9 protein-coding genes are annotated in these 12,767 nt (G+C 38.1%); 8 read left to right on the top strand and 1 reads right to left on the bottom strand.

The features are described 5' to 3' along the window. Window positions 1–34 precede the first annotated feature (34 nt). The gene (locus F0365_RS02620) at window positions 35–790 is read left to right on the top strand and encodes a tetratricopeptide repeat protein (protein WP_169932224.1); all 756 of its coding nucleotides are present in this window, start codon (window positions 35–37) and stop codon (window positions 788–790) included. 38 nt (window positions 791–828) lie between these two features. Further along, window positions 829–2,181, top strand: a complete 1,353-nt coding sequence (locus tag F0365_RS02625) for a UDP-N-acetylmuramate--L-alanine ligase (RefSeq protein ID WP_169932225.1) — start codon at window positions 829–831, stop codon at window positions 2,179–2,181. Window positions 2,182–2,308: 127 nt separating this feature from the next. Here F0365_RS02625 and F0365_RS02630 read toward each other — a convergent pair whose 3' ends face one another. Next, window positions 2,309–5,254: a S8 family serine peptidase gene (locus F0365_RS02630; protein WP_240961847.1), complete on the bottom strand. Its 2,946-nt coding sequence runs from the start codon at window positions 5,252–5,254 to the stop codon at window positions 2,309–2,311. 287 nt (window positions 5,255–5,541) lie between these two features. Between F0365_RS02630 and purH the strand changes: the two genes are divergently transcribed. Genes purH through rodA form a run of 6 tightly spaced genes read left to right on the top strand, consistent with a single transcriptional unit; the run spans window position 5,542 to window position 12,763 of the window. Then, entirely contained in the window at window positions 5,542–7,089 is a 1,548-nt protein-coding gene (purH, locus tag F0365_RS02640; RefSeq protein ID WP_169932228.1) for a bifunctional phosphoribosylaminoimidazolecarboxamide formyltransferase/IMP cyclohydrolase, read from the top strand. A gap of 54 nt (window positions 7,090–7,143) precedes the next feature. Beyond that, complete coding sequence (locus F0365_RS02645; RefSeq protein ID WP_169932229.1) at window positions 7,144–8,178, top strand: rod shape-determining protein; 1,035 nt, start codon at window positions 7,144–7,146, stop codon at window positions 8,176–8,178. Window positions 8,179–8,211: 33 nt separating this feature from the next. Next, on the top strand, window positions 8,212–9,039 hold the full coding sequence (gene mreC / locus F0365_RS02650; protein WP_169932230.1) for a rod shape-determining protein MreC: 828 nt from the start codon (window positions 8,212–8,214) through the stop codon (window positions 9,037–9,039). After that, a complete protein-coding gene (locus F0365_RS02655; protein WP_240961849.1) occupies window positions 9,032–9,541 on the top strand; it encodes a hypothetical protein in 510 nt (169 codons plus the stop codon). Before mreC ends, F0365_RS02655 begins: the two co-directional genes overlap by 8 nt. Then, window positions 9,538–11,484, top strand: a complete 1,947-nt coding sequence (gene mrdA / locus F0365_RS02660; RefSeq protein WP_169932231.1) for a penicillin-binding protein 2 — start codon at window positions 9,538–9,540, stop codon at window positions 11,482–11,484. The genes F0365_RS02655 and mrdA overlap by 4 nt, the downstream gene beginning before the upstream one ends. Window position 11,485: 1 nt before the next feature. After that, window positions 11,486–12,763 (top strand): rod shape-determining protein RodA, encoded by a 1,278-nt coding sequence (rodA, locus tag F0365_RS02665; RefSeq protein WP_169932232.1) that lies wholly within the window; start codon window positions 11,486–11,488, stop codon window positions 12,761–12,763. Window positions 12,764–12,767 lie beyond the last annotated feature (4 nt).

Below are 12,767 nucleotides of genomic sequence, written 5' to 3' on the forward strand. Positions count from 1 at the left end.
GCAATTTTGGTTTAGTTTTTGATATTTTTGTTAGATGAAGAAGATTTTAATCACACTATTGTTTTTAACGGGCACAGTTGTTTATGGTCAGTCCGCTTTCGCGAAAGCGGAACAATTATACAGAGGCGAGAAATACGACAAAGCCCTGGTATCATTTACTAAATTGTATAAGCAGAACAGTGCTGACTTAAACGTTATAGAACGTTTAGGAGACATAGCCGGTCATAAAAAAGACTTTAAAACGGCAATGAGCTACTACAAGATATTGTTAGAAAACAAACCAAAAGATGCCCACTACAACTTTAAATACGGCGGTGCCATGGGACTTTATGCTAAAAGTTGCTCCAAGTTAAAGGCACTAGGCATGCTGGACGATATCAAAATGTATCTTAAAAAAGCAGCCAGACTGGATCCCAATCATATAGAATCAAGACATGCGTTATCTCAATTATACTGTGAACTACCTGGCCTAGTAGGTGGCTCTATTAAGAAAAGCCGCTCCTATGCTAACGAGCTTTTAAATTTATCTCCTGTAGATGGACATCTGGCACATGGATTTATAGATGAATATGAAGAAGATTATGACAAGGCGGTGGTTTCTTATGGTAAAGCGGTAGAAACTGGTGGCTCTTTAGTTACCTATAGAAAACTAGCAGCGGTGTATGAGAATAAATTAAAGAATTATGACAAAGCCCTAAAAGTTCTCAAACGCGCCCGACAAAAACACCAAGACTATCAGCTTGCTCTCGATATCGCTAGCTTAGAAACACGGCTACAAATAAGCGAGTAACATCAATTAAGTTTTATAACTTACCAAAAACTCATTATATGCGCGTACACTTTATCGCGATAGGCGGCAGCGCCATGCACAATCTTGCTCTTGCTTTACATCACAAAGGTGATCATGTAACAGGTAGCGACGATACTATCTTTGAACCAAGTAAGTCCAGACTGGACAAGTACGGTTTGTTTCCACAAGAATTTGGCTGGTTTACAGAGAAGATCACTACAGATCTCGATGCTGTAATTTTAGGAATGCATGCAAAAGAGGACAATCCGGAATTATTAAAAGCTCAAGAATTAGGGCTTAGAATTTATTCTTATCCCGAATACCTCTATGAACAGTCTAAAAACAAAACACGTGTTGTTATAGGCGGCTCTCATGGTAAAACAACCATTACTTCTATGATTCTTCATGTCATGCATTACCATGAAAAAGAAGTGGATTATATGGTAGGTGCACAACTGGACGGTTTTGATACCATGGTGCATCTTACTGAAGAAAATGAATTTATAGTTTTAGAAGGTGATGAATATCTTTCTAGTCCTATCGATAGAAGACCTAAATTTCATTTGTACCAACCTAATATCGCATTGATTTCAGGCATCGCTTGGGATCATATCAATGTTTTTCCTACTTGGGAAAATTACTTGAGTCAGTTTGAGCAGTTTGTTGAATTGATGAAAGACGGTAGTATTCTCGTTTACAATGAAGATGATGCGGCAGTTGTAGCAATATCTGAAGCGGCTACAAAACCTACTAGAAAACATTCTTATACAGTTCCAGCACATCAAATCATCAATGGTATTACTTATCTGGACACTCCTGAAGGAGATATGCCTATTGAAATTTTTGGTAAACACAACTTGAGCAATCTCGCTGGTGCTAAATGGATGTGTCAACACATGGGCATTGATGAAGATGATTTTTATGAAGCTATTGCGACCTTTAAAGGAGCCTCCAAACGCCTTGAAAAAATCGCCGAAAATTCAGATGCGGTGATCTATAAAGATTTTGCACATTCCCCTAGTAAAGTTGCTGCTACAACAGCAGCAGTTGCAGCACAATACAAAGGACGTAAAATTATCGCTTGCTTAGAATTGCATACCTACTCCAGCCTGGATCCAGAATTTTTAATACAGTATAAAAGCGCACTGGACCCAGCAAGTGTCGCCGTAGTTTTTTACAGTCCGCATGCAGTAGAGATTAAAAAGCTTGCCCCTGTGTCCAGAGAGCAGATATTAGAAGCTTTTGATAGAGATGACTTAATAGTTATGACAGATCCTGCCACATTTAAAGAATGGCTGTTTAAACAGTCCTTAGACAAGAGTGCTTTGCTATTGATGAGCAGCGGTAATTATGGAGGTTTAGATTTTGAAGAATTGAAAGGATTGATCTAAAACCATCGATAGTCATTAGTTCACATTTCTTATAAGAACGAATTTGAATTAAATGTGGAGTTAAAGTATAAAGCAAAAAAAATGCGATCCTAATGGATCGCATTTTTGCTTTTATGTGAAGAAGAACTTACTTATTGATAAGCACCTTTTTAACTGTTTTAGAAGTCCCTTGTTGTACTTGTAATAAGTACAATCCATTAGTCAAGTTTTGAACATCTATAGTTTCATTTAATCTTGAAGCATCTTGCACTTCTTTAGTAAATACAACACGACCATTAAGATCAAGAAGGTAAATAACAGCATCACCAGTATTCACGTTATTTGATCCAGCAGCAACAGTAAACAAACCATTTGATGGATTTGGATAAACAGTAAATTCTAAATCCTCTATATCTTGATTACTTAAAGTTACAGGCTCTTCACAAAAGGTGATTTTCCAATTGTTCAAAGTTCCTAAATCTGCAGGACCACGATCACTCACAGTAAGTATCCAAGTACCGTTTATAGTTTGTCCATCAAATAAAGACAAGTCTCCTACTGGTGCAACAAGACCTGTGTAACCTGGCACTCCTGCTGTGGTATTGCAGGTAAAAGGTCTTGCATCATTATCAAAAACTACATCTAGGTTAGGAGTAGCACAACCATTTGGGCTGGTTAAAGCTACGACGGTTCCTGCAGGAGAAGTCAATGTGATGTTGAGGTCACCCGAATACTCGTGAGTACTTAACACTTGTACCGTTAACTTACCTATTGCAATATTATTCGCTTCATTAACCGTTAGCGTACTTTGTATTCCCGTATTGTTATTGTCCGGTATACTTATAGGTGTAGGAACGGCAGCATTAATCTCATTACATGAAAAGGTAGTAAAAGATCGAGTTGTAAAAGCTCCTTGTCCACAATCATTTAATGCCTTAACTCTCCAATAATAAGTAAATGAAGGACTAAAAATGACAGGGCTTAAAGCATAAGAAGAATTACTGACAATTTGAGTAACTAAAGTCCTAGAAAAAGAAGGATTTGTAGTTATTTGTATCTCGTAGTTTTGAGCATTAAATTCATCATCCCAATCTAATAAAGCCGAGGTGCTCACGCGAGTAGCCTGATCCAATGGAAAACTTAAATTTAGAGTATTTATATTATCACTCATTATCCTTAGAGTAAGACCAAGAGTTTTAGTTTCTGAAGAAGTCACAGCGGTCACAACAATAGGATAAGTCCCGTCTGCAGCGGCATTCAAATTTGTCATAGAGAGCGTATCGTTACCAGGCGCAGTAAATGATCCTGTGGTAAAGTTAGTGTTAACTCCGTTAGGCACTCCAGATACTGTAAGAACAGCTGTGTCACTAAAATTGGATGAAGCTAAAAACTCTAAAGGAAAAGAAACCGTTTGATCATTACAAGTTTCAATAGTACTTTGAGAAGAAGTGATGGCAAAATCATTACTCTCTCCAGTTACTACTAAACTGAATGCCTGTGAACCACTTACTAAAGTACCTTTATGAGTAACTGTAATCGTATATGTTCCTGAAGCATTTGCAACATCAACTCTTTCAAAATTATCTACGCTGTTATCTCCAGTGCCGTTTGTTGAAACGCTTGTTAATTTCCAAGGCTCAAAAGAAGTACCGTTTTGAGTGATTCTAATATCTAGATCGTTCACTAAAGCTGGTGCTGCATCGTTTAATCCATTTGTATTTATACCTCCTGGCAGATCTGTCCATGAAATAGATGCTATCAAAGCAGTTACATTATCAGATTCTACTGTGATAGAATACGACTGTCCACTCATTAACTCTTCTTCTACTATTCTTGACTCTATTCTATTTTCAGAAATGGCATTTGCAGCTGCCATTGTATTCATAAGTCCCCATCCAAATTTAGTATCTGGACCAATAGCTCCTGCATCATCTGCAGTGTGAAGTGTCAGTCCTTTCAAGGTTGCTGCTCTCATGAAAACACCATTTTTATTATTGTAATATTGTTGTAACAACAGCATGGATCCGGCTACATTAGGGGAGGCCATAGAAGTACCACTTATAGTACCATAAGCACTATCTGAAGAGTCAAAACTACTCGTTAAACCTGTACCATTCCCTGCGATATCTGGCTTGATTCTAAAATCATCACTTGGTCCTTGACTACTTCCAGAGCTGATCACCACAGAGTTTAATGAACCATCAAGATTAATTAAAGCATCTTGAGCATTTGCAACTGTCATGATGTTCTTTGCTACTTTATCTCCTGTCAATTTATCAACGTCAGCAAATGCACCTATTGGACTAGGGTTCGAATTATTCCCATCATTTCCAGCAGAATAAACTGGTAAGTAATAAGGCGCATTATATGCGATTTGATCTACCTCTCTTGCAGCGCCTGTATATTTTCCAATAAATTCTGGTGCGCTAGAAAAACTAGCAATAGGAATTCCGTAAGAATGATTAGAAATAAGCGCCCCGTTAGCTGCAAAGGCTGCCATTTCAGAAGTGTCAGAGGTCCAATCACTGGTAACTACTTGTGCTTGTGGCGCCATACCTTTTGCTGAGGCATTAACTCCAGAACCTGCAATGGTACCGCTTACATGGGTAGCATGAAAACTGTTATTATTTAAAGTAGAAGGAGCATCTCCTCTACTAGCTCTTTGCCCAGCGATTGCCCCAAATTCTTGGTGTGTAATCCTTGTCGGCCCGCCATCCCAAACATATGCAGTCATTCCTTGACCTTCAATATTGAGACCCAAAGAATTACCATTATGTAACCTATTTGCTCTCGTACTGATCGCTGCATCCACGTTATCAATACTGTAATAAACAGGAACACCTGCATCTGTAATCCTCATCAATTGATCGAAAGATCCATCTTGATTTTCTCTAAATATCGGAATGTTTTTAGCTCTTGAATACTCTAAAACTTTTTCTTGATCTTTTAAGTTCTTAGCTTTCAAATCCACTATCAAGTTTTGTAATTCTTCTTGATTGTTTGCTTTTACAATTTGGGCTCTCTGCTCTGCAGTTTGAGCGGTCATAAATAGCATGCTGAAAAGCATTGCAACTAAAGTAATTTTTATCTTCATCTCTAAATGTTTAAAAAGGTTTGCTAAAATATGGAATCATTCTCTTTAATTCTCTGTAAAACTAAAATTTATTATTGATGCCATTGAGATAATTTGATAAATTATTGTTATTCTTTGTGCGTGCTACCTACTTTGTGACAAGTAGCTGCAACATATTTAAACAGTAGTATAAATGATTACCCAATTATTATTAGTTCATAAAAGACTTAATTAATTACAATTTCTAAAAAACTTAAACCGATTCAATTAATTACTTTTGCACTTTCCCACACAAAACAACACACATCATGAGTAACATCACCGCAAAAAGTGCCTTAATTTCTGTATTCAGTAAAGAAGGTCTCGCTCCTATCGTTCATAAAATGAACGATCTAGGCATTACCATCTATTCTACAGGAGGAACTGAAAAGTTTATAACAGACCTAGGTATAGACGTCGTTCCTGTTGAAGAGGTCACTTCCTATCCATCGATTTTAGGAGGTCGTGTAAAAACATTGCACCCAAAAGTTTTTGGGGGTATTTTAAACAGACGTGATCATAAAGGTGATGAAGCACAATTAGAAGAGTTTAACATTCCTCAAATAGATATGGTCATTGTAGATCTGTATCCTTTTGAAAAGACGGTTACTAGTGGCGCTACAGAGCAGGATATCATAGAAAAAATAGACATAGGCGGAATTTCATTAATACGCGCTGGTGCAAAAAACTATAAGGATACTCTTTGTGTAGGAACTGTAGCTGATTATTCTAATTTATTAGAAGTACTAGAATCTGGTAAAGGAACGACTACTCTAGATCAGCGCAAGAGATTTGCTGCTACTTGTTTTAATATTTCTTCTCATTATGACAGTGCGATTTACAACTACTTTGCTGGTAATTCTGAAGAAAAAGCCCTTAAAATAAGCGAGCAAAAGGTAATGCCTCTGCGTTACGGAGAAAATCCACATCAACGAGGATGGTTCTATGGTGACTTTGACGAAATGTTTATTAAGCATCATGGCAAAGCACTATCGTACAACAACTTGCTCGATGTAGATGCAGCTGTTAATTTGATGAGTGAGTTTGTAAATGACGCTCCAACATTTGGTGTCTTCAAACACAATAATGCTTGTGGTGTGGCACAAAGAGAGACGATTCATCAAGCTTATGTTGATGCACTTGCTGGCGATCCAGTTTCTGCTTTTGGAGGTGTTTTGATTTCCAATGTAGAAATTGATGCTGCAACGGCTCAAGAGATTCATAAATTATTCTGTGAAGTGGTGATTGCTCCATCTTTTGCCAGCGATGCATTAGAAATTCTAAAAGGGAAAAAAAATAGAATTATGTTAGAGCTTGTTGAAGGAGCGCTTTCGCGAAAGCGAGACACCAACAAACTGGAAGTGCGTGCTTCTTTAAATGGATACTTAGTTCAAGACCCTAATCTAAAAACAGATCAGAAAGAAGACTTAAACACCGCGACAAAATTAGCTCCAACTGCAGCACAAATCGAAGATTTATTATTTGCTTCTAAGTTGTGTAAGCACACTAAATCAAACACAATTGTTATTGCAAAAAACAAACAACTCTGTGCCAGTGGAACTGGTCAGACATCTCGTGTAGATGCTTTAAACCAAGCCATTCATAAAGCGCAATCCTTTAAGTTTGACTTAAAAGGAGCCGTTATGGCAAGCGATGCATTTTTCCCTTTCCCAGATTGTGTAGAAATCGCTGATCATGCGGGAATTACAGCTGTTATCCAACCTGGTGGATCTATTAAAGATGAACTTTCTATCGATTACTGTAATAAAAATAATATTGCGATGGTTTTCACAGGTACAAGGCATTTTAAACACTAGAATTGTAGTAACTTTACACCACCCTAATTATTAACGTTTTTCCACTGCTCATTTATGGGATTTTTCGACTTTCTTACAGAAGATATTGCTATCGACCTCGGTACGGCAAATACGCTCATTGTTCATAACGGCAAAGTCGTTGTAGACAGTCCATCTATCGTTGCGCGGGATAGAACAACTGGTAAAATTATTGCCGTAGGTAAAGAGGCAGCGATGATGCAAGGCAAAACCCATGAAAATATCAAAACGATCAGACCATTGAAAGACGGTGTGATTGCAGATTTTGATGCCAGTGAAAAAATGATCTCTATGTTTATCAAAGAGATTCCTGCTTTGAAGAAAAAATGGTTTACTCCTTCCCTACGTATGGTTATTTGTATTCCCTCTGGAATTACCGAAGTGGAGATGCGAGCTGTAAAAGACAGTGCTGAAAGAGTGAACGGTAAAGAAGTTTATCTCATTCACGAGCCTATGGCAGCTGCTATAGGAATAGGTGTGGATATCATGCAGCCTAAAGGGAATATGATTGTTGATATAGGTGGTGGAACAACTGAGATTGCAGTTATCGCGTTAGGAGGTATCGTTTGTGATAAATCGGTTAAAATTGCAGGTGATGTATTTACGAATGATATCGTTTACTACATGCGTACACAACACAACCTTTATGTAGGAGAACGCACAGCTGAGAAAATTAAGATTCAAATAGGATCTGCAACAGAAGACTTGGAGGTACCACCAGAAGAAATGAGCGTACAGGGTCGTGATCTTTTAACAGGAAAACCTAAAGAAGTTAAAATAGGATACCGAGAAATAGCAAAAGCGCTGGACAAATCTATTCTACGTGTAGAAGATGCGGTCATGGAAACCTTATCTCAAACACCACCTGAACTAGCTGCAGATATATATAATACAGGGATTTATCTTGCCGGTGGTGGTTCTATGCTACGTGGACTTGATAAACGTCTGTCACAAAAAACAGACTTGCCCGTTTATATTGCTGAAGATCCTTTAAGAGCTGTCGTACGCGGTACAGGAATTACTCTTAAAAATCTAGATAAATATAAAAGTGTACTGGCTAACAAGTACTAAAATCTTAGTCTAAAAACTTATTGACTTAACCACATGCAACAAATAATCAATTTTCTGATCAAGTACAGAAACTTGTTGTTGTATCTGTTTTTAATGGTCGTTGCTCTTAGTTTTACTATTCAGACGCATGATTACCATCGCAATACGACCATACATTCCACAGGATATGTTACTGGAAACTTATTGAACACCAGAAACGGAATTTTTGATTATTTCGATCTGAAGAATCAAAATAATAAGTTGAGTGAAGAAAATGCACTTTTAAGAATGCAACTTCTAGACATAGCCGATACGCTTCTGGGAAAAGAATCCACATTCGTATTTTCAGATAGCATTCCTTACCGTATTTTCCCGGCGAGAGTTATCAAAAACGATTTCTACAAATCAGATAATTACATTACCATAGATATAGGAACTGATCAAGGAATAAGCTCCGATATGGGGGTGATATCTCCTAACGGAATAGTAGGTGTCATAGACAAAAGCAGTACCCATTTCTCTAGAGTCATTTCTATTTTAAACTCACAAGTCTCTTTGAATGCTCAAATAAAGGGAACTTCTACCATAGGGTCTTTAAAGTGGAGCGGTAATGACCCATACATGATGAGCCTAGAAGATGTGCCTAGACTTGCAAAAGTCTCTAAAGGCGACACCATCATAACTGGAAAACAATCCACTGTGTTTCCTGCTCATATTTTAATAGGGAGCATCAAAGACGCGCGACTAATTGAAAACGGTTCTCGATATAAAATTGATGTAGAGTTATTTAATGACATGACCGATTTGGACTATGTAAACGTCATTAAGAATAGAGATAGAGCCGCATTACAAGTCATAGATACCTTAGGAAACAATGAATAGAACTCTTTTAAATAATATTCTCCGTTTTGTAGGCTTGCTTGTGCTACAAATATTCTTGTTTGATCGGATTAATTTTTTGGGCTATATAAATCCGATGATTTATATTCTTTTCATTATATTATTTCCTGTCGAGAACAAAAGTTGGAGTTTTATGATACTCGCTTTTGCTCTAGGCATTGTTCTTGATACTTTTCAAGATACTGGTGGTGCACATGCTGCTGCTTGCTTGACCCTAGCCTTTACGAGACCTTTTTGGCTGCGCCTGGTTTATGGAGAAAGTTATAAAATGAAAAACTTGAAAGTTATTAGAACACCTATTGACAGACTTGTATTATTAATGGTTTTATGTATTAGTGTTCATCATATTGTTTTCTATAGCTTAGTCATTTTTAACACTTCGCAAATACTTTATACCTTAAAACTAACGTTGAGCGTGGGACTTGCGTCACTAGTATTAAACAGTCTATTATTACTCCTTTTAAAACCTCGAATTAAAGCATGAAAAAATTACTGCTTTTATCCATTGTCACTTTAGTAGGTATCACCTTTCTAGGAAGGATGGTTTACTTACAGGTAGTTCTATCTGACGAATTGCAACTGGAAGCAGAGAACAATGCCGTAAAAACAATCTACGATTATCCAGAGCGCGGTTTTATTTACGACCGTAACGGCAAGTTAATGGTAGCTAATCAAGTTGCTTATGATGTTATGGTCATCCCTAGAGAAACTGGAGATGTAGACATAAGTAAACTCGCTAAATTGCTTAAAATTGACGAATCAAGGCTAGAAAAAAAACTTGAGACGGCTAGCATATGGTCTACTAAGCAAGCCAGTGTCATCGTTCCTCAACTCACTCAAGTAGAGTATGCACCGCTTCAGGAACAGCTTAGAAAATTTCCAGGGTTTTATATTCAAAGACGATCCTTACGCAAGTACATGGTGGATCACAGCGCCAGTGTTTTGGGATATATCAGAGAAGTAAATCAAAACAGTATTAAAAATGACGATTACTACGTTCAGGGCGACCTCGCTGGAAAAAGCGGTATTGAACTTCAATATGAAGAAGAGTTAAGGGGTATAAAAGGCTATAAAAAATACACCAGGGATCATTACGGTCGCGCTATAGAATCCTATAAAGGTGGCTCCAGTGACATGGCTCCTATCGCGGGTACGGACCTTACCGTAACTCTAGATAGAGAATTGCAAGAATACGCAGAAAAGTTAATGATGAACAAACGTGGAGGCATCGTTGCGATCCAACCTCAAACGGGTGAAATCTTGACTTTAGTAACTGCTCCTAATTATGATCCAAGTCTTTTAATGGGACGCGATCGCTCCAAAAACATCAATGCTATTTTGAGAGATACCGTAAGACTTCCAGATGTCAATAGGGTCCTACAAGGTCAGTATGCGCCCGGATCTCCTTTTAAAGTAATCAATGCACTAGTAGCACTGCAAGAAGGTGTTGTGACACCACAAGAACGCTTTAGTTGTAATCATGGGTATAATTACGGCGGTAGAAAGCCTCTGGGTTGTCACTCACACGCTAGTCCGCTGGCGATGAATAGAGGAATTTCAGAGAGCTGCAACGCTTACTTTGCTCAAGTGTACAGGAGAATCATTGAAAATGAAAAAGACCCAGCAAAAGGAATGGATATCTGGCACGATCATGTAGCTAGTTTTGGATTGGGTGATTTCTTAGGCTATGATCTACCAGTAGGACAGCCTGGAAGGATACCTGATGGAGATTATTACACCTCCCGTTATAAATACAAATGGTATGCTCCTGCGACTATTTCTAATGCCATAGGTCAAGGAGAAATTGCTGTAACACCTATACAACTGGCTAATATGACCGCTGCTATAGCTAACAGAGGTTATTTTTACCGACCACACATTATTAAAGAAATGAATGGCATACCCATTGAAAATCCCAAATACACCAAGAGGAATTACACCACTATAGATACTAAACATTTTGAACCTGTTGTAGAAGGAATGAATGAAGTGTATCATTCTGGAACAGCAAAATACGTTCAAATTCCAGGAATTGAGATTTGTGGTAAAACGGGAACTGTAGAGAATTTTACCAAAGTAAATGGAGAGCGCAAGCAACTCACAGACCATTCGGTATTTATTGCATTTGCTCCTAAAGACAACCCACAAATAGCGGTAGCGGTATTTATTGAAAACGGCTACTGGGGTTCCAGGTATGCGGCTAAAATGGCCAGTTTAGTAATTGAAAAACACCTTAAAGGTGATATTACAAGAACCGATCTTGAAGATTACTTGCTTACTCATAGCCTTGAATATGAATACGCAAAGAAATTGGGCAAAGAACCTTTTGAGGTTAATGAAGCCATAGATCAAGGCTTGATTACCGTAGAAAAGGAAAGAAACCTGCGACAACTTTTGGACAGCCTTCAGCCTAATATCCTAGACTAATATGGGAATAGGAGATAAACCCAAGTATGACATTGCCTCAATACTTATCTATGCTGCACTAGTTTTTATTGGATTGCTTAGTATTTATAGCGCTGCTCCAGTTATAGAATATACTTCTATCACCGATATCAATGAAGTCTACGGTAAACAATTCCTTTTTATAGGAGTTTGTGCCTTACTCATCATTGTCATACTATCTATAGAGGTTAAGTTTTACGAACGATTTGCTGGGCTTATTTATGTCATTTCACTGGTCTCGCTTGCTGGTCTCTACCTTTTTGGTAAAGAAGTAAATGGCGCCACATCTTGGTATCCCATAGGACCGTTTACCTTCCAACCTAGTGAATTTGCAAAATTTGCTACCGCTCTTGCCGTTGCAAAATTTTTAAGTCAACTTAATGTCTCCTTAAAAAATGTTAGGGATTTTATGATCGTCGCAGGGATTATTGCCTTACCTGCACTTTTGATCATACCCCAACCAGACCCTGGAAGCGCCTTGATTTACACCGCTTTTTTCTTTGCATTACAAAGAGAAGGATTATCGCTTTGGTATTTGAGTTTAGGGCTTATCGCAGTGGTATTATTCCTAGGTGCTTTAGTCATTAATCTTTGGTGGATCATACTGGCTATTGTGGTTATTATTACTGTTATCTATTTGCTTTCGCGAAAGCGGAAACACAAAAAACGACTTACGAGACCTCGGGTACATCTTTTTGTAATAGCTACAGTAATTTGTGTCGCTTATACGTTTTCTACCAGCTATATCTTTAATAATCTTCTAGAAGAAAGGCACAGAAACCGCATCAATATTGTGTTGGGCAGAGTGCAGGACGACGCGGGAATAGGCTACAACATCAACCAAAGCATGATCGCTATAGGAAATGGTGGTTGGGCAGGAAAACCTCTGGAAGAGGCCACACAAACTAGAGGTGGCTATGTGCCAGAACAGCATACTGATTTTGTTTTTAGCGCCATAGGCGAGGTATCTGGACTTTTAGGGACCAGTATTACCATCATACTTTTCATGCTCTTGATCTATCGAGTCATCATCATGGCCGAGAGACAACGCAATCAATTTGCGAGAGTTTATGGGTACGGAGTCGCCGGAATATTTTTCCTTCACTTTTTTGTGAACATAGGAATGGTTATAGGACTCTTGCCTACCGTAGGAATACCTTTGCCTTTCATGAGTTATGGGGGTAGCGGACTCATGGGATTCACCATTTTACTGTTTATCTTTATCAAACTGGATGCCCATAGAATGAGTTACGATCATTGATCAT

Source organism: Nonlabens sp. Ci31, assembly GCF_012974865.1.
In the GTDB taxonomy this organism is placed as follows: Bacteria; Bacteroidota; Bacteroidia; order Flavobacteriales; family Flavobacteriaceae; genus Nonlabens.